Origin of the sequence: Rhodococcus sp. Leaf247, assembly GCF_001426185.1 — a bacterium.
Taxonomy (GTDB): domain Bacteria; phylum Actinomycetota; class Actinomycetes; order Mycobacteriales; family Mycobacteriaceae; genus Rhodococcoides.
The window spans coordinates 54,853-71,904 of sequence record NZ_LMRP01000004.1; the positions used below are offsets into that span (position 1 = coordinate 54,853).

The following is a 17,052-nucleotide window of genomic DNA, read 5'->3' on the forward strand; positions in this document are numbered from 1 at the left end:
CGTCAGCTGTGCATACGCTCCAGGTCTCAAGGGGTGTCGAGGTTGTCCAGCACCTGTCGTGGCGTACCGCGGTCCGGGATCAGAGCCGGGATGGCCCGAACGTAGACGACCATCCCGATGAGTTCGACGAGCGTCTGCGTGACGACTACGACTGCTGCAAGCGACAGGCTGTCGGGGAGCGCCAGGGCCAGAGGAAGAACGACCAACGAGTTGCGAGTGGCACCGGAGAAGGTCAACGCGCGGCTCGCCGGCACATCGAGTCGGGCGAAGTGTGCCAACCACTTTCCGACGAACGCCATGACGACGAGAAAAGCGACGAAGACCGGGACGGCGGCGACCGACCGCATGCCTTCGGCACGAATGGTATCGATCTGCGAGGCCACGACGACGGCCAAGGTCGCCATCATGATCGGAACCATCGACGTCGCCAGGAAGTCCATGACGACACCACCCGAGCGGTAGCGCCTCGCGAGAGCCTGGGTCGCTGCCGCTGCTGCCAGGGGAAGCGCGATGAGCAGCACGAAGGCTTCGGCGAAGGGGGCGACGTCGATGACCGACACGACGTCCGATCCGACGAACAGCCACAGATAGAGCGGTAGGAAAGCCATTTGCAGAAGCATCAGAAGTGGTGCAGCAGCGAGCAATCGCTCGGATGCCGCACCGGCGAGCCCGCTGAAGACGATGACGTAGTCGATGCACGGTGCGAGGAGAACAAGGAGGGCACCGACGACGACCGCGTCGTTTCCGTCGACGAACCTGGTCAGTGTAAACGCCACGAGGGGGACTACGACGAAGTTCAGTGCGACGACGCAGGCAAGAAACCTCCTGTCTCGCAACGATTGTCCGATAGCGGCGAAGGGGACTGCGAGGAAGGTCGCGTACAACAGCAGGATCAGGACCGGATTGATCGCATGTTCGAAGGTAGGTGCAGTGGACGGCGCACCGAGCCCGACCACCGCTCCCAGAGCGAGTGCCATTAGATACAGCGGGATCTGATGTCTCTCCATCCATGACACGACGCTTCGCTCCCGGTGGCCTAGTTGTCCGTGGTGGCATCGAGGTGTGCGACGTCCTGATGTGTGGGGGCGAGGATATAGGCGGCAACGTAACTGACGGCACCCACCGCGCCGATGATCGAGAGAGGCAGCACGTAGTTCGGCGTCGAGGGATCGGAGACAGACGACGACGCCGCGCCGCCCCAGATGAGGAACACGGCCCACGCTCCGACGACGGGGATCATCGACCAGAATGCGAACCGGTGTCGGAAGCTGCTGCGCGACCGGGGCTGCCAGTGCAGTGTTGTTTTCATAGCGAACCTGCCGCCGCAGACAGCCACGGATCCGACGACGAGGCCGACGATCGATCCGACGACGGCGCCCAGGATCAGACCCGCCGTGTTGGCGACACTGTCCAGCATCACCGCAGCACCTGAGAGTGCACCGAGTGCGGACGCGACAACCAGCTCTCGACCGATCCACGTCATGGGTCCACTGAATCACGCTCGAGGCGATCAGTCGTACAGAACTGCGCGGCCCTGCTCACGCAAGGTCTCCAAGCCCGCGCGAAAACGGTCCAGGTATTCCGGTGAGTGGCCGACCCAGTCCGTCATCTCTCCGACAACCTCCACCGGTTCCGCGCTGCGGTACGACCTGGTGGGATTCCCGGGAAACTTCTTGTCGGTGACGTTGGGGTCGTCCTCGACATCTCCGTGCGGCTGCACGACGTAGACGCGGCAGGGACCGTTCCCGACTGCCATCTCGGCTGCGAGGACCGCTCCGTCCAGGACCATCGTCATGTAGACGTAGTTGGAGATGTGCTCGGGCCGGTAGTTGGACCGGTGGCCGGCTGTGAGGAAGTCGCCCACCCGAAGGTCGGCCTTGGTGCCGTGGAAGAACGCACCCGATTCATGCACCACGAAGCGTTCCGGCGTATCGGCCATGTCTGCCATTCGATCCCTCCATCGACGGTGTGATCGGGAGAGTGTGCACCGCGCACGGGCCCTTGCCGCAAGCCCCACTGTCGGAGTTATGGTGAGAGTGGCGAAGAGATACCGATGCGGGGCTGGACCTTCACCTCGGGGCCAGGCTCAGACTGGTGTAATGACAACCACAACTCCGGACGTCGTGACCCGCTACCTCGCTGCCGCTGATTTCGACGACATCGATGCGCTCGTCGACTGCTTCGCGCCGGACGCCGGCGTGACCGACGAAGGCCATACCTACCGCGGACACGACCAGGTCCGACGCTGGCGCGACACGGTCGCCGGGCGCTACACTTACACCACCACCGTGACGGGCTCGGAGTTCGTCGATGCCTCGAACTATCGCGTATCGGTCCGTATTGCCGGAAACTTCCCGGGCGGGGTGGCCGACCTGGTGTATCGGTTCGAACTCGACGGTTCGTCGATCACGGGTCTGCGTATCGGTGGATGAGAGACTGTTCCAGTGGCGACGATGGTGACCATCGGTGAGTTCTCGACGATGACGCGGCTTACTCGGAAAGCGTTGCGGCTCTATCAAGACGTCGGCCTGTTGATGCCTGCAGAGACGGACGCGTTCACCGGATATCGCTACTACGACATCTCGCAGGTCGGCCGAGCCCGCACGATACGACGGTTACGCGATCTGGACATGCCGATTGCGGACGTCGCGTCGTACTTCACGGCCGACGACGAGGTGAGTCGACATCGGGTCCTCACAGAGCATCTCGCGCGTCTGGAGGACAGGCTCGATCACACCCGCGAGGCCGTCGAGGCGCTCCGATCGATGATGACGGCGCCGATCGATCCGGTCATCGAGATGCGCACGGACACAGCGTTCGTCGCGACTGTCGTCACCGACACGGTCACCTTGTCGGCGATCGCACCGTGGTGGAACGACGCTCGCGACACCCTGACATCCCGTCTACGCGAGTTCCATGTCGACGCGGTGGGCGTTCTCGGTGCCGACTTCGACATGGAACTCTTCTCGGACGAGAAGGGAACCGCATCGCTGTGGTACCCGGTCGACCCCGTGGACGCAGCCCGGCAAGGACTGGACGTGGTGCCGTACGCCGAAGCCCGCTACGCCGTAGCAGTTCATCGAGGACCGGACGCACGCATCGACGAGACGTACGCGGCTCTGGGCGAATACGTTTCGTCCCGCAACATCGGTGTCGCCGGTCCGGTCAGAGAGCGGTACCTTGCCGGTGTGCACGGCGGGGACCTGGTGACCGAGATCGGTTGGCCCGTGCGCGAATCTGCGTGATGATGCCGGTCATCGTTCAAGCGCGTGCCCGTCGTATCGACGATTGTGGATCGCGGTGATCACCGCGCTCGGCACGTACAGAACCATGACCACGATGATGGCCGTCACGACGAAACTCGGTGTCGGGCCCAGCGCGTCGGTCCAGATGCGGAGGGCCGCAGCCGCGATGAGCATCGCCAAGACGATCATGAGCGTCAGCGTACCGATCGGTCGGAAGTACTGATCGATCATCGGCCTGCTCAGGTCAGCTCGACTTCTCCCTGTCGTACATTTCTCGTGCTCGACTCACCTGAGCGTAATGAGCCTCGGCCCAGGTTCGGAGGGCCTGCAGCGGATCGTGCAGAGTCCGGCCGAGGTCGGTCAGCTCGTACTCCACCTTCGGTGGCATCTGGTCGTAGGCGTGTCGGGCGACGATGCCATCTCGTTCCAGGTCCCGCAGAGTGTCGGCGAGGACCTTCGCGCTGATACCCCCGACCTGCGTTCGGAGTTCGCCGAACCGCACGCGGTCGTCGCCGAGGGCGATGACGATCATCGCCGTCCACTTGTTGGCGATTCTGGCCAGCGACGTGCGCGACGGACAGTCTTCCAACAGGACATTCCATACCGGCGTTGTCATCGTCCCCCCAGGTCATCGACAGTTACGTTGAGGTTAGAGGCTAGTGGCTGTCACTCTCGGCGCGTTGATGTCCCCACTCCGAGGAGCTGCCACCATGACCGAGTCCACCGCTCTCGATGTCGCCACCCGTTACTTCGACGCTCTGAGTACCGGCGACATGTCGACCCTGATGGGTCTTATCGACGACGACGTCGTCTGGCATCAGCCGGGCGCGAATCAGTTCTCGGGCGAACACCGAGGTGTAGGCGGTGTCGGCGCACTGCTGAGCGCCATGATGACGACCAGTCAAGGAACGTTCGGACTGACCGTGGAGGGCCCGATGATGGTCAACGGCACCAATGTCGCCGTGCCGGTGCGGTTCACGGGTCGACTGCAGCACGCATCGATGGACATGTCGGGCCTCGATCTCCTGACCGTCGTGAACGGGAAGATCGTCGACGTGCACCTGTTCTCCTCGGACGGCGACGCCGAGGACGAATTCTGGGGTACGAACTGATGCCGGCTCCGGCGTGACCCATCGGTCACGCCGGAGCGCGCGCCGCGAAATGTCGTCGGTACTCGGACGGAGTCGTCGAGAACATCGCCGCGAACCGTTGCCGCAGAGTCACATCGCTACCGAATCCGCACGCAGTGGCAACGGCGTCGATCGGCCAGTCCGTCGTCTCGAGCAGTCGTCGCGCCTCGTCCAATCGTCGTTCCAGAATCCACCGCGCCGGCGTCGTGCCGGTGAAGAGCTTGAAATGTCGCACGAAGCTCCGTCGGCTCATCCGCGCATGTCGTGCGACATCGTCGACGGACAGATTCTGGTCGAGGTGAGCCAGTATCCATTCCTGGATGTCGGCGATGGTGGTGTCGGTGGCACGGTCGGCCAGTGGTCTCTCGATGTACTGCGCCTGGCCGCCCTCTCGATGGGGCGCGACGACCAGTTGCCGGGCGACGCGGGTGGCTGCTGACGTGCCCAGATGCTTGCGGACGATGTGCAGGCAGGCGTCGATCGACGACACGGTACCTGCCGACGTCATGACGTCGTCGTGGTCGATGTAGAGCACGGACGCGTCGACCGAACTTCCGCCGCTACGCTCTGCGAGCTCGGACAGTGCCGCCCAGTGGGTCACTGCCGACCGTCCTCCCAAGAGGTTCGCGTCAGCTACCGCGAACGCCCCCAGGCACAGCCCGACAATCGCTGCGCCTCGTGAATGAGCTTTCAGCACAGCAGTTCTGACGACAGTTCCGAAGGAATCGAGGGACACGTGCCAGGACGGAACGATCACGATATCCGCCCATTCCGCGGTCTCCGGGCCGGCGATGTCGCCGAGTGAGTATCCCTCGGATGTACGGATACTTCCCTCGGTGTCCGACCACACTCGTGTCTCCCAGTCGGTGGCCAGACCGAGGCGCTGGACCTCGCCGAACACCATCAACGGTGCGGCGAGATGGAACATGGTGATGTCGTCGAATGCGTAGATGGCAATGCGCACAGCTCTCCCTGGTTTGGCCCGAATCCATCGTAACCGTGCATGTGTGCCACTGTCGAAGATCCGCCGGCGGGCGAACACTGAGGTGGTCGGCCGCCGTCCCGGCGGATCGCACACGAGAAAGAGGACACACCATGGCACCGCGCCGCGCACTCATCGTCGTCGACATCCAGCAGGAGTACTTCTCGGGTCCCCTCGAAATCGCGTACCCGCCGCGCGCCGAGTCGCTGTCCAACGTGATCACGGCGATCCAGGTAGCCGACGCCGCCGGTCTGCCCGTGATCGCAGTGCAGCACTCCATGCCCGAGGAGGCTCCCGTCTTCGTGGACGGAACAGACGGGTTCGATCTGCACCCCGAGGTCGTCGCCGCTCTGCCGTCGGCAACGACACGAGTGACCAAGAGTTTCGGGAGCGTTTTCGCCGGAACCGATGTGGCAGAACAGCTCCGCACGCTCGAGGTCGACACCGTGACCATCGTGGGCTTCATGACCAACAATTGCGATCTTGCGACCGCCGTCGAAGCCGAGGGCCTCGGATTCGCAGCGGAGATCCTGTCCGACGCAACCGGTGCCATCAATCTGTCCAATGCAGCGGGAACCGTGTCGGCCGAAATCCTTCACACGACGCTGATGACACTGCTGCACTCCAATTTCGCCGCAGTGGCGACAACGGAACAGTGGGTCGACGCCGTGCGCTCGGGATCGGCGCTGGACAAGAACAACCTCGTCGAATCGGCAATGGTCGGCACAGAGGCCGTGGCCGCACACTGACGACACCTCGTCCACTCGCGCCGCAGGTACGGTGTCGACGACGGCTGGATCGCGGTGACCGAAGGAGTGCAGCGTGCGTGGATGGGTGGGCGTGGTCCTTCTGAGTCTGCTCGGCATCGCGGCGATCGTCCTCGGCGGCGCCGACGACTCACCGGGGTTGCAGTTCATCGGGCTGATTCTGGTGGTCACCGCGATCGTGACAGGTTTACGTCAGCGCCGCTCCACCTGAGGTGATCAGGCAGGGCCGTCCACGTCGACGACCAGTACGTCGACGTCTTGGGAAACGAACGGAAATCCCAGGATGTCGGTCAACGCGGCGGCCGCACGCGTCGACACCTGCGCGCCGACGTCGGCCAGATCCGAGTCGTAGGCGGCGATCACGGTGATACGTGCACCGGTGCACACGTGCCCGTCGGTATAGAGCGAGATGTCGGACGGTTCCGCTTCCGGAACCTCGGCAACAGCTCGCCGAAGCGTCACTCGAACGATCGCGTCGCTGATGCGCAGCGTGTCCGTGGCGGGAGCGTCGTCATCCGGGTAGCGGGCGTCGAGAGGCCATGTTCTGATTCCCACGGCACGGACGCGCGAGATGGCGGACGCACTGATGTCGACCCACCCGCGGACAGGGGAGTCCCGCAGGGCCTCCGCCGCGTGTCGAAGAATCGGAGCATGGTCGCCCGACGTCATTTCCATGTCTCCAATCGTTCGCCGAGTGTCGCGCGGGCGCGGGTGAGGTGACCGCGAACGGCACCGGGTGACAGGGACATCACAGTTCCGATGTCTGCATGCTTCATGCCTTCGACTTCACGAAGCAACCAGCACGCCCGCTGTCGGTACGGTAGCCCAGCGAGTGCGACATCGAGCGCCGACAGGAAGCTCGCCTCGGACGCGGCCGACGACGGATCGTCCTTCGGGTCCAGGCTGGGCCGTTCTAAGACCCAATCTTCGACGGGGGCCACGCTGCGTCTGCGCCGGTGATCTATCACCTTGTGCGAGACGACGCTGAACAGCCATGTGCGCACGCTGGATTCCGCACGGAAAGTGCGAATTCCTCTCCATGCGTCGACGAGGGAATCCTGCACGATGTCCTCGGCCGCACCGCGGTCGGACAGTAGATGAGTCGCGTAGCGCAGCATGTCCGGTCCGAAGCGCCGCGCGATTTCCTCGAACGCGAATCGGTCGCCGACGGCCGCCGCCGCGGCGAGTGCCCGATCCGGAAGCTCGGCCAGTTCGGCGCGGATCGCCGCGGTGCCGTCAGGGTGTCGGAGGCGTGTGTCCCCGGGTTCCGTGGCGCCGGCAACGCCGGGACTTCCGGGGTCGGGCGCCATCGATGGACGACTGAGCATTGCTTCCCCCCGGAACCCCATCGGGGTCGACACACCCCCGGTGCTTGATGACGCAACTACTTCACGTCCATTCGAGATGCCCGACCAGGCTGTCCGGCAAACCTCTGTGATGCGCGTCACTCGAATCGGAACGTGCGCTTTCCGCTCGCGAACGCGACTCAGTAGTCGTAACCGGTCGACACAGTTGTTCGACCACGACGAAAGGACATGAGTGAACGCCCCGCGCACCGCGACCGATCCCGCCGTGAAGACGTCGGTCGCACACAGTGATCAGGCGATCGAACAGCAACCCGTACGGACGGGACGAACTGTGATCGCGCCGAAGGTCGTGGCCACGGTGGCCGGGATCGCGACACGCGAAGTGCCGGGTGTGTACGCCACGGGTGACGGTGCTACTCGCGCCGTCGGTGCTCTTCGCGAGCAAGTTCCCGGCGTGAAATCCGCACCGTCACAGGGTGTTGCGGCCCGGGTAGACGACGACCGCGCGTCGGTACGCATCGACCTCGTCGCCGACTACGGAACTGCGATCGCAGATCTGGCTGCCGACGTGCGCCGGAACGTCACCAGCGCGGTGCACGCCATGACCGGTCTCCGATGCGTGCCGGTCGACATCGTCGTGCACGACGTTCACCTGGCACCGAACTCCGCCCTCGCCTGACCCCGATTCGCATTGCTGCCCGTTGACAACGGGCTTCTTCGACATGGAAGGACACAGACATGACACCACGTTCCACAGTTTTCGAGGCGGCGTCGTGAGCCGCCGCAGAAGCCTGTCGAGTCGCCTCTTCGAGGGTCTCGGACGGGTCACCTGGGGATACGCCAAGCGCAAGCTCGACGAGCGTCGCAGCGCGAAGGGGGGACGACGATGACCAGATGGACCGTGTACGTCGCGGAAGCGATCGGCACAGCGATTCTCGTGATCGGCGGTGTGGGTACTGCAGTGTTGGCGGGCGACGACATCGGCACGACCGGGATCGCGCTGGCTTTCGGGCTGACCCTTCTCGCGATGGTGTTCGTTCTAGGCCCCGTGTCGGGCTGCCACATCAACCCGGCCGTCACGCTCGGATTCCTGATCACGCGTCGGATGACGGCCGCACGCGCCGCCGGATACGTCGCGGCGCAGGTGGTCGGTGGAGCGATCGGTGCGCTCGTGGTGTTCGCGATGGCGTCCGGTCGGCCCGGGTACGACCGGTCCGTGGACGGCCTCGGTGCGAACGGATACGGCGACGCGTCGGCCGGCAACTACTCCCTCTTCTCCGTTGCACTCGTCGAGATAGTCGCCACCGCGATCCTCGTCCTGGTCGTGCTCGCCGTGACCGGACGCAATCCCGTTGCCGCTGCCGGAGTTCCGATCGGGTTGACCTTGGCGTTCGTTCACCTCCTCGCTATCGGAGTGGACTCGACATCGGTCAATCCCGCGCGTTCCATCGGACCCGCTCTGTTCGCGGGAGGTGACGCTGTGACGCAACTATGGGTCTTCATCGTCTTCCCGCTGATCGGTGGGCTCGTCGGCGCACTCGGGTACGTGGCGTTGCACGGGTCCGAGAACGCACCGAAATCTGCCGCCGAGGTGTCGTAACGGTCGGCTGGTACCTCTGCCCTTGATGATTCCCGGACGGCTAGTCTCTCCTGACGCACAGGACGACGGTGTCCGGTGTCGTCGAGGGCGGAGCCACATGACACAGCTGCTACGAGTCCAGAACTTCACCATTTCGCGTGACGGAGTCGCGGCCGGCGTCGATCAGAGCTTCGAGAGTCCGTTCGGGCTCGACCACTCGACGCTGATGTCGTGGTGCGGTGCCACCGCGAGTTGGCCCAACAGGACCGAGCCGGGCGGTACCCGCGGCCTCGACGACTACTTCGCGCGCGACTTCTCCAACAACATCGGCGCAGAGATCATGGGGCGGAACAAGTTCGGCCCTCAGCGCGGACCGTGGGAGAACTTCGAATGGGAAGGGTGGTGGGGCGACGAGCCGCCGTTCCATACCCCCGTGTTCGTGCTGACTCACCACGAACGGCCGTCGATCACACTGTCCGACACCACGTTCCATTTCATCGACGCCGAACCGTCCGAGGTGCTCGCCCGGGCGAAGGCAGCCGCCGACGGTCGCGACGTGCGCCTCGGTGGCGGCGTGACCTCCATTCGCGAGTTCCTCGACGCCGACCTCGTCGACACGATGCACATCGCCGTCGCGCCCATAGACCTCGCGCCGGGCCTGACGCTGTGGGAGTCGCCGGAGGAACTGAACGATCGCTTCGAGCACGAGGTTGTCCCCAGCGCCAGCGGCATCGTTCATCACCTCTTCTGGCGGAAGTAAGGGCGCCAGTAGCGGGTAGCGCAGAGCGGATGGCCGGTGGCCCATAATCCACCCATGACCGATGCTGCGCTCGACGATCCGGTAGGTAGTTCGTTGCGCGGTCGCCATGCGCACCTCGGTCGACGTGTCGGTGGCGCGGCGACGTATGCGGCCGGTGTCGCGACATTCTGTGCGCTCGACGACGGCGCCCCGTGGTCGGACCTTGCCGAGGTGCTGGGTCCGGGCGGGTTCGCCGACATGTTCAGCTCACCGCTGGAACCGCCGGCGGGGTGGGAGCCGGTGTTCACGTTGCCGGGTCGACAGATGATTCACGACGGCGTCGGCTACGCGAGCCCGGCAGCGGACGGACCGGACGTCGTGCAGCTGACGTCCGCGGACGTTCCCGCCATGCTCGACCTGATCGAGCGGACGGGCCCGGGCCCATTCGGACAGCGGACCATCGAGATGGGGACGTACCTGGGCGTGGTCGTCGACGGCAGCCTGGTGGCGATGGCCGGTGAGCGACTGAGTCCGCCGGGGTGGACGGAGATCAGTGCGGTCTGCACCGTCCCCGCGATGCGTGGCCGCGGGTATGCGGCGCATCTGGTGACTGAACTCGGCGCACGCATCACCGCGCGGGGAGACTCACCGTTCCTGCACGTGGCGGAGTCCAACGATCGGGCCATCGGGGTGTACGAACGCCTCGGATACCGGACTCGACGACAGGTGACGTTCCGCGGATTCCGCACGCCCTGAGTCCACGTCCAACAGAGTGCAGTACCCGCCGACATCGCAACTATGCAGTACAGGAGTGATGAGTCGGTTCCGTTTGCGTGCGATTGCCTCGGGTAGTCGGACCGGGACCGAGTACGCACGTCAGCATCGTTGGGAGCGCTCATGTTTCGTCATACCGACCATCTCCAATTCGACGTCAAGCCGGAGAAGCCGGATCCCGTCTACGCCCGCAGACTGCAGGAATTGATCGGCGGCGCGTACGGCGAGATGACGGTCACGATGCAGTACTTGTTCCAGGGCTGGAATTGCCGCATGAAGGGCAAGTACAAGGACCTCATCATGGATGTCGCCACGGAGGAGATCGGTCACGTCGAGATGCTCGCGACCATGGTCGCGCGTCTTCTCGAGGGTGCGCCGGCTACCGAGTCGACGAAGAACGCGGCAGCTGATCCGGTGGTCGCGGCAGTTCTGGGGGGGGCATGGACCCGCAGCAGGCAATCGTGTCGGGCGGCGGACCGACGCTCGCCGACAGCAACGGTGTCCCGTGGAACGGCCGCTTCATCGTCGCCAGCGGAAACCTGCTGGCCGACTTCCGCGCGAACGTCGCTGCCGAGGCCCAGGGCCGAGTTCAGACAGCGCGCCTGTGGCACATGACCGACGACCCCGGCGTCAAGGCAATGCTCAAGTTCAACCTCGCCCGCGACACGTACCACCAGAACATGTGGCTCGCGGCGATCGAGGAACTGCAAGCGGACGGAGTGGAGGGCGTCATGGCACCGAACGATCTGTTCGACGAGGAGTACGAGGAGCACGCGAGCACGCTCTGGCATCTGTCCGACGGAACCGAGTCCGACAAGGGTCGGTGGGCGCACGGCACCGCGCCGGACGGCCGGCACGAGAATCGGTTCCTCGCGGATCCGCAGGCTCTGGGAAACAAGCAGAGCGGACCGCCGCCGGATCCCAAGCTCTACGCCACCTACGACGGCGGGCTGGGCGAACCGTCCAACGCAGCGCTCGGCACGGAGAAGGGCGTGATGGGCAAGATCAAGGAAACGCTGGACCCCAACGCGGGCTGACGGACGACACTCGAGCGACGGGTTCCGGCACCGGAGTGGTGCCGGGACCCGTCGTGCCGTCTGTCGAGCCCCGCGTAAACATCCTCCGCAGGTGGTTTTGTCGACCAGCAGTCGGGAACACCGCGGACGCATCCGGCACTCCGGCCGGCTGCGCGTCGGCTGTCCGGTGACCTGTGGAGGAACCCTCGTGTCAACACTCGAACCCTTTTTCGACGACGTCCAAGCGCACTACGACCTGTCGGACGAGTTCTTCCGTCTCCTCCTCGATCCGACGCAGACCTACAGTTGCGCGTACTTCGAGCGCGAGGACATGACCCTCGAAGAAGCGCAGCTGGCGAAGATCGACCTGTCGCTGTCGAAGTGCGATCTGTCTCCGGGGATGCGACTGCTGGACGTCGGATGCGGATGGGGCGGCACTCTTCGCAGGGCCGTGGAGAAGTACGACGTCGACGTCGTCGGCCTGACTCTCAGCCGGAACCAGTACGAGCACGTGTCGGCGATGCTCGGTGGACTCGACACCCAGCGCACCGTCGAGGTGCGGCTGCAGGGTTGGGAAGAATTCGACGAACCGGTGGACCGCATCGTCAGCATCGGGGCATTCGAACACTTCACGTCGCCGCGGTACGACGACTTCTTCGCCAAGGCGTACGACATCCTTCCCGCCGACGGCCGGATGATGCTGCACACCATCTGTCAACTCGGCCGGGACATGTTCCGGCAGGAGTCGCGAGTGACGCGCGCGGACATGGACTTCGCCGACTTCATCGTGGAGGAGATTTTCCCGGGCGGAGAGCTGCCGACCCCGCAGACCGTCGTCGATCATGGTGAGAAGGCCGGATTCTCCGTCACGCATGTCCAGTCGCTACAGCCGCACTACGCGCGGACTCTGGACATGTGGACGGCCGCTCTCGAGGAACGACGTGACGACGCGGTGGCCATCGCCGGCCAGAAGATGTACGACACCTACATGCAATATCTGCCCGGCTGTGCCGATCTGTTCCATCGCAAGTTGATCGACGTCCGACAGTTCACAATGGTCAAGTAGCGGTCAGCACCGGGCCGACGAGCGTTGGCGGGTCGGCGCATCGCCGCGTTCGAGTCGACGGTTCGACCGCGGCGATCGGCCGTCCGGGGAATTGCTGACGATCAACGTCCGCGTGCGCAGGTGCTGCGGCAGGAGTGCGCGGTGGCGGATGGCGGATTCCAGATCGGTGGTGGTCCACAACGTCGACACGCACTCTCTCCCGGCCACGGACGGTGAACGGCATTCCACCGTGTACAGATAGGGGAGTGGGTCGTCGGTGCGGAGCAACGGAACCCACAGTTCTTCCGCCACAGGGTTACCCGCGGGATCTTCGATGATCGCGACCCGAGCATTCCATGCTGCGCTGTACGCCCGTGCGGTGTCGATGACGGCATCGAACGTGGGCGCCGAGCGCACCACCATCGCATCGTCGAGCCCGACCATCCACGCCAGCCACGACGCGCCGTGGTCTGCCAGATCCAGCGCGTCACTGGCGCGGGGTATGTACGTCACCTTCGGTGTTCGGCGTCAGCGGGACTTGCGGACTTGCTCGTGTCACGGGTGTCACACCTTGTTGCGAAGTGCGGGAAAGGGTGCACACACCGGGCGCACGAAGCGCACACCCCCTACAACCTGCGGCAGTGGGTGTGCGCCTTACGCAAGGGGTGTTCACACACCCCCCTGCGACCTACTGGGACGAGGTCTCTTCGCGCTCGTGCTGCGTGCGCTCCTGCAGATCCTGGTCGTCGATCGGTTGGGGTTCCTTGGCGTGCTCGCGGTGATCGGGTCGGGCCGTCTCGGTCGGAGTGATCACGTCGTCGAGCGTCGGCTGGTCATGGTCGATGTTGCCGGGTTCGGTCATACCGTCAGCGTTCCCGGCAGGCGGAATCGTAAACGCCTCGAATCAGTCGCCGGGTCGAGGAACGTCGGCCTCCCACCGGGCCTTGCGCTCGTCGAGGGACTGTTCCCACCACGGGTCCCCGCGTTCTCCCAGAGCCACTTTCGCCGCCTGAACCCCGGCTCGGGAGCTGTCCGCGCCGCCGGTCGCGCGGACGTCGCGCCGCCAGGCCATCAGGATCGACCGTAGTTCGGCGTTCCGCTCGTCGGGGATGTCCGGGTCCGTGGCACGCCACCGTCTGCCCTTGATGACGATGTAATGACCGTCGTCGGTGTATTCCCGCTCGCCGCTGTCCTTCTCGGCTCCACTCATGATTCCGATGGTAGGCCTGTGGTCTCCGGTGACGATCCATGTCGCGATCAGGGTGAGCCCCAGTCCGCCTGCCGTCATGGCGGTGAACGGCTCGTCGAACACCGTGGCTCCCCACACTGCCGTGACCGGCGGAACGAGGAACAACAACGTGTTGACGCGGGTGACGCCGATGCGATCCAACAGGTGCCAGTACAGGCCGTATCCGCCGAAGGTCGCGAAGACGACGGTGGCTGCCACGGCGAGCCAGAACCTGGTCGTGGACGGAGGGACAGCGGTGCCGGTCGCCACGGCGAGACCGGTGAAGATGGTCGCCGACGTGGCGCAGTGGATGGCGAGCGCGCGCATCGGTGTCGTCGAATCACCTCGTCTGTCCACGAACGTCGCTGCCACCAGGCAGAGCATCCCCACCAGAGGAACCGAGTACGCCCACCACGGTGTCGACGCCGTCGCCGTCGCGTCGGCAGCGGTGGCCAGCAGGACACCTCCCGCTCCGACGATCAAACCGATCCACTGTCGGCCGGTCGCCGCCGCTCCGAGGAGTGGTCCGGCCAGCGCCGCGGCGACCAGTGGTTGCACACCGTCCACGAGTGCCGTGGTGCCGGTGGACACTCCCAGGTCGATGGCCCAGTAGACAGTCAGCAGATATCCCGACTGGGACAGCGCACCGACGAGGATCTGGCGCGGTGGATTCCGGTCGGCTCGACCGCGGCGGATTCCGAGGGCGGGTGCCAGGACGATCGCGAGGGGAAGGAACCTCCACATGAGGATGGTCGTCGTCGGAGCCTCGTCGCCGGCCACCTTGGCGCCGATGAAGCCGGAGGACCAGCAGAGGACGAACGACACGCCCAGGACGATGGACCATGCCCGTCCGTTCCGCGTGGGTATACCGATCTGTGTAGTCATGGACGGTGAATATACAGATCGGTATAGTCCTAAACATGGATACGGACGTGACGTGGACACCGAAAGCTCGGGCGGTGCTCGCCGCCGCCGACGAGCTGTTCTATGCCCACGGGATACATGCGGTGGGTGTCGACGTCATCGCCGCCCATGCCGGTGTCACGAAGAAGACGCTGTACGACCGCTTCGAGTCCAAGGAACGGCTGGTCGTGGAATACCTCCGTGAGCGTGACCGGCAGTGGAGGGACTTCCTCGGTGAACGACTCGAGCGCGGCGGTAGCGGCGTCGTCGGGCGACTCGATACGGTCCTCGACGCGTCGGCCGACTGGACGGCAGCGCGAAGTGGCAAGGGGTGCAGCATGATCAACGCACACGCGGAGATCAGTGACCCCGCGCACCCGGCGTTCCCCGTCATCGTGGGTCAGAAGGCGTGGATGGCAGACCTGTTCCGCGGCATCGTCGCAGACACGGGACGTCCGGACACCGACAGGCTCGTCGACGTGATCATGCTCCTCCACGAGGGTGCCCTGGTCGCCGCCGGAATGGGATTCGTCGACCATCCGTTCGCGGACGCCAAGGCAGCGATACGACACTGGGTCAGCGTGCAGTGATCCCCGGGGTCACGAGCCCGATGTCACGACGCCGGCGACCACCCCAGCGCAGGACCCAGCGTGGTCGCCATGTCGGTGAGCATCTGCACGTAGTCCTCGTGGTCGAAGCTGAAGGGTAGGGCGAAGGCCACCTCGTCGATCTCCCGGAAGGCGGCCAGCTCGTGCAACCGTTCGACCAGTTCGTCGGACGGCCCCACGAGGTCCGGGGCGAAGAGCAGACGGGCGGGCCCCACCGGAGCGCTGGTGCGGGCCATCCGCGACTCGGCGTAGGCGTGGTACTTGTCGCGCTGGTGAGGTGTCGCCGAGTCGGTCGGGACGACGACCAGACCTTGGGACACGCGAGCACGGTCGCCCAGGGGGTGTCGTGCGCGGAATCGGCGGATGTGGGAGGTCTGGATGTCGTCGAACCGGTCGGACTCCTCGGCCTTGACCACGCTGCTGGTCAGGAAGTTCATGCCGAGGTCACCTGCCCGCTCGGCGGACGACAGGCTGGCACCGCCGTACCACATGCGTGCCGCCAGACCGGGCGAATGTGGTTGCACGCGTGACGAGAACGCTTCGAACCCTTCGGTTCCCTCGAACCCGGTCACAGCGTCGCCACGCACCGCCGCCAGCAGTCGTTCGACCCGTCGAAAGGTGAAGTCCTCAGTATCGGCCGTGTCCGGATACACCGCGTCGCGCAGACGGTCGTAGTTCATCGGCGGGCCGACGCTGATACCCGGGTTGAGTCGCCCGCCGGACAGCACGTCGACGGTCGCGAGGTCCTCCGCCAGCCGGATCGGGTTCTCCCATCCCAGCGGGGTGACGGCGGTACCGAACTCGATCCGTGACGTCCGTTGCGACGCCGCGGCCAGCACCGCCATCGGTGAGGAGATGCCGTACTGCAGGTGGCGGTGTCGTAGCCAGGCGCTGTCGAAGCCCAGGCGCTCACCGAGTTCGATGATCTGCAATGTCGATTCGTGCCCCGCGGCGGGGTTGTCCCCGTCGAAGAGGCCGATCGTGAGGAAACCCATCCTGCGCAGCTGTCTCGGTTGCATGAGTCCATGATCCCCCGTGCGGGGGTGAAGCCCTATGATCACGCGATGACCGACCACGACCTTGTTGCTGCTCGCCGAGAGATCACGTCCGCCCTTCTGGCGGCCTTCGAACGACGTCACGAGGTGCTCGACGTCATCGTCGAGGCCGACAGTCGTCCCGAGGCCGTCGACGCCATCGCTGCGCTCCTGGGTACCTCGCGCCTCGGGGGTGAGGCCGTGATGGGAATGTCCTTCTCGAGCCTCACCAAGGACGCTCGCCGGAGCAACGCCGCCGAGCTCGAAGACCTCGACAGCCGCCTGAACTTCACGCTGGCCGATCGACCCGCGAGTGCGGGGGAGTCCCTCGTCCTTGTCGCCTTCTCCGACGACGACCGCGACCTGTTCGCTGCCCGGCTCGCCGACGTGGGCTCGGCCGGTGACGGATCAGGAGGCGCTGCAGGCGATCTGGACTCGGAGCTGGCGTCGGCGCGCGACCGACTCGACTCCGAGCAGGCGGCGTGGTTCGTCGCCCGGGAGGAATCGGAGAAGGTGGGCTTCGTCTTCGGCGAGCTCGTCGACGGTGAGATCGATCTGCGCGTGTGGATTCACCCGGGCCATCGCCAGAAGGGCTACGGCACCGCTGCTCTGCGGAAGTCGCGTTCGGAGATGGCCGCGGTGTTCCCCGGGGTTCCGATGATCGTCCGGACCCCCGGGGCACAGCCGTCCTGACC

24 protein-coding genes and 2 pseudogenes are annotated in these 17,052 nt (G+C 65.2%); 13 read left to right on the forward strand and 13 right to left on the reverse strand.

Annotated features, from left to right (window positions below):
- Positions 1 to 26 precede the first annotated feature (26 nt).
- The 3 genes from ASG64_RS18270 to arr are packed head-to-tail and all read right to left on the reverse strand — an operon-like array spanning position 27 to position 1,939.
- On the reverse strand, positions 27 to 1,007 hold the full coding sequence (locus tag ASG64_RS18270; RefSeq protein WP_056075335.1) for an arsenic resistance protein: 981 nt from the start codon (positions 1,005 to 1,007) through the stop codon (positions 27 to 29).
- Between the two features lie 29 nt (positions 1,008 to 1,036).
- Entirely contained in the window at positions 1,037 to 1,483 is a 447-nt protein-coding gene (locus tag ASG64_RS18275) for a hypothetical protein (RefSeq protein ID WP_056075338.1), read from the reverse strand.
- 27 nt (positions 1,484 to 1,510) lie between these two features.
- A complete protein-coding gene (gene arr / locus ASG64_RS18280; RefSeq protein WP_056076213.1) occupies positions 1,511 to 1,939 on the reverse strand; it encodes an NAD(+)--rifampin ADP-ribosyltransferase in 429 nt (142 codons plus the stop codon).
- Positions 1,940 to 2,099: 160 nt separating this feature from the next.
- Between arr and ASG64_RS18285 the strand changes: the two genes are divergently transcribed.
- Both ASG64_RS18285 and ASG64_RS18290 read left to right on the forward strand, forming a co-directional pair.
- Positions 2,100 to 2,432: a nuclear transport factor 2 family protein gene (locus ASG64_RS18285; protein ID WP_056075339.1), complete on the forward strand. Its 333-nt coding sequence runs from the start codon at positions 2,100 to 2,102 to the stop codon at positions 2,430 to 2,432.
- A 21-nt stretch (positions 2,433 to 2,453) separates the two neighbouring features.
- Positions 2,454 to 3,245, forward strand: coding sequence for a MerR family transcriptional regulator (locus tag ASG64_RS18290; RefSeq protein ID WP_235579647.1), 792 nt, complete (start codon positions 2,454 to 2,456; stop codon positions 3,243 to 3,245).
- Positions 3,246 to 3,254: 9 nt separating this feature from the next.
- Here the strand turns inward: ASG64_RS18290 and ASG64_RS18295 are convergent, their stop codons facing one another.
- A complete protein-coding gene (locus ASG64_RS18295) occupies positions 3,255 to 3,434 on the reverse strand; it encodes a hypothetical protein (RefSeq protein WP_156388412.1) in 180 nt (59 codons plus the stop codon).
- 55 nt (positions 3,435 to 3,489) lie between these two features.
- A complete protein-coding gene (locus ASG64_RS18300; protein ID WP_042576569.1) occupies positions 3,490 to 3,861 on the reverse strand; it encodes a winged helix-turn-helix transcriptional regulator in 372 nt (123 codons plus the stop codon).
- A gap of 94 nt (positions 3,862 to 3,955) precedes the next feature.
- Between ASG64_RS18300 and ASG64_RS18305 the strand changes: the two genes are divergently transcribed.
- Positions 3,956 to 4,357 carry a nuclear transport factor 2 family protein gene (locus ASG64_RS18305; protein ID WP_056076216.1) on the forward strand — a complete coding sequence of 134 codons (402 nt, stop codon included), beginning with the start codon at positions 3,956 to 3,958 and terminating at the stop codon, positions 4,355 to 4,357.
- A gap of 25 nt (positions 4,358 to 4,382) precedes the next feature.
- Here the strand turns inward: ASG64_RS18305 and ASG64_RS18310 are convergent, their stop codons facing one another.
- Positions 4,383 to 5,339, reverse strand: a complete 957-nt coding sequence (locus ASG64_RS18310; RefSeq protein WP_056075347.1) for a GlxA family transcriptional regulator — start codon at positions 5,337 to 5,339, stop codon at positions 4,383 to 4,385.
- Between the two features lie 131 nt (positions 5,340 to 5,470).
- Here ASG64_RS18310 and ASG64_RS18315 point away from each other — a divergent pair, with 131 nt between their 5' ends.
- The gene (locus tag ASG64_RS18315; protein ID WP_056075350.1) at positions 5,471 to 6,106 is read left to right on the forward strand and encodes an isochorismatase family protein; all 636 of its coding nucleotides are present in this window, start codon (positions 5,471 to 5,473) and stop codon (positions 6,104 to 6,106) included.
- A gap of 73 nt (positions 6,107 to 6,179) precedes the next feature.
- Positions 6,180 to 6,335: a hypothetical protein gene (locus ASG64_RS21935; RefSeq protein ID WP_200933498.1), complete on the forward strand. Its 156-nt coding sequence runs from the start codon at positions 6,180 to 6,182 to the stop codon at positions 6,333 to 6,335.
- Positions 6,336 to 6,340: 5 nt separating this feature from the next.
- On the opposite strand, the gene ASG64_RS18320 is transcribed toward ASG64_RS21935, so the two are convergent.
- The gene (locus ASG64_RS18320) at positions 6,341 to 6,799 is read right to left on the reverse strand and encodes a hypothetical protein (RefSeq protein WP_156388413.1); all 459 of its coding nucleotides are present in this window, start codon (positions 6,797 to 6,799) and stop codon (positions 6,341 to 6,343) included.
- Positions 6,790 to 7,452 carry an RNA polymerase sigma factor gene (locus tag ASG64_RS18325; RefSeq protein ID WP_235579615.1) on the reverse strand — a complete coding sequence of 221 codons (663 nt, stop codon included), beginning with the start codon at positions 7,450 to 7,452 and terminating at the stop codon, positions 6,790 to 6,792. Before ASG64_RS18325 ends, ASG64_RS18320 begins: the two co-directional genes overlap by 10 nt.
- 211 nt (positions 7,453 to 7,663) lie before the next feature.
- On the opposite strand from ASG64_RS18325, the gene ASG64_RS18330 reads away from it, so the two are divergent.
- The 6 genes and pseudogenes from ASG64_RS18330 to ASG64_RS18355 all read left to right on the forward strand — a co-directional run bounded on the left by ASG64_RS18330 (position 7,664) and on the right by ASG64_RS18355 (position 12,605).
- The gene (locus ASG64_RS18330) at positions 7,664 to 8,110 is read left to right on the forward strand and encodes an Asp23/Gls24 family envelope stress response protein (RefSeq protein ID WP_056075356.1); all 447 of its coding nucleotides are present in this window, start codon (positions 7,664 to 7,666) and stop codon (positions 8,108 to 8,110) included.
- Between the two features lie 207 nt (positions 8,111 to 8,317).
- On the forward strand, positions 8,318 to 9,031 hold the full coding sequence (locus ASG64_RS18335; protein ID WP_082518496.1) for an aquaporin: 714 nt from the start codon (positions 8,318 to 8,320) through the stop codon (positions 9,029 to 9,031).
- A 97-nt stretch (positions 9,032 to 9,128) separates the two neighbouring features.
- Entirely contained in the window at positions 9,129 to 9,770 is a 642-nt protein-coding gene (locus ASG64_RS18340; protein WP_056075361.1) for a dihydrofolate reductase family protein, read from the forward strand.
- 54 nt (positions 9,771 to 9,824) lie between these two features.
- On the forward strand, positions 9,825 to 10,505 hold the full coding sequence (locus ASG64_RS18345) for a GNAT family N-acetyltransferase (RefSeq protein WP_056075364.1): 681 nt from the start codon (positions 9,825 to 9,827) through the stop codon (positions 10,503 to 10,505).
- Positions 10,506 to 10,646: 141 nt separating this feature from the next.
- Positions 10,647 to 11,560 (forward strand): annotated as a pseudogene (locus tag ASG64_RS18350) (manganese catalase family protein).
- 187 nt (positions 11,561 to 11,747) lie between these two features.
- Positions 11,748 to 12,605: a cyclopropane mycolic acid synthase family methyltransferase gene (locus tag ASG64_RS18355; protein WP_056075366.1), complete on the forward strand. Its 858-nt coding sequence runs from the start codon at positions 11,748 to 11,750 to the stop codon at positions 12,603 to 12,605.
- A 3-nt stretch (positions 12,606 to 12,608) separates the two neighbouring features.
- Here ASG64_RS18355 and ASG64_RS18360 read toward each other — a convergent pair whose 3' ends face one another.
- From ASG64_RS18360 to ASG64_RS18365, 4 genes and pseudogenes are all read right to left on the reverse strand, one after another.
- Complete coding sequence (locus ASG64_RS18360; protein ID WP_056075370.1) at positions 12,609 to 13,097, reverse strand: hypothetical protein; 489 nt, start codon at positions 13,095 to 13,097, stop codon at positions 12,609 to 12,611.
- A 175-nt stretch (positions 13,098 to 13,272) separates the two neighbouring features.
- Entirely contained in the window at positions 13,273 to 13,446 is a 174-nt protein-coding gene (locus tag ASG64_RS21940; protein ID WP_197074849.1) for a hypothetical protein, read from the reverse strand.
- Positions 13,447 to 13,488: 42 nt separating this feature from the next.
- Positions 13,489 to 13,794: a hypothetical protein gene (locus ASG64_RS21945; protein ID WP_200933517.1), complete on the reverse strand. Its 306-nt coding sequence runs from the start codon at positions 13,792 to 13,794 to the stop codon at positions 13,489 to 13,491.
- Between the two features lie 87 nt (positions 13,795 to 13,881).
- Positions 13,882 to 14,697: pseudogene (locus ASG64_RS18365) on the reverse strand (DMT family transporter); the annotation flags it as partial.
- Positions 14,698 to 14,732: 35 nt separating this feature from the next.
- Here ASG64_RS18365 and ASG64_RS18370 point away from each other — a divergent pair.
- Positions 14,733 to 15,305, forward strand: coding sequence for a TetR/AcrR family transcriptional regulator (locus ASG64_RS18370; protein WP_056075373.1), 573 nt, complete (start codon positions 14,733 to 14,735; stop codon positions 15,303 to 15,305).
- A gap of 23 nt (positions 15,306 to 15,328) precedes the next feature.
- On the opposite strand, the gene ASG64_RS18375 is transcribed toward ASG64_RS18370, so the two are convergent.
- Positions 15,329 to 16,342, reverse strand: a complete 1,014-nt coding sequence (locus tag ASG64_RS18375) for an LLM class flavin-dependent oxidoreductase (RefSeq protein WP_056075376.1) — start codon at positions 16,340 to 16,342, stop codon at positions 15,329 to 15,331.
- 45 nt (positions 16,343 to 16,387) lie between these two features.
- Between ASG64_RS18375 and ASG64_RS18380 the strand changes: the two genes are divergently transcribed.
- On the forward strand, positions 16,388 to 17,050 hold the full coding sequence (locus ASG64_RS18380; RefSeq protein ID WP_056076219.1) for a GNAT family N-acetyltransferase: 663 nt from the start codon (positions 16,388 to 16,390) through the stop codon (positions 17,048 to 17,050).
- The last annotated feature ends 2 nt before the right edge of the window (positions 17,051 to 17,052 follow it).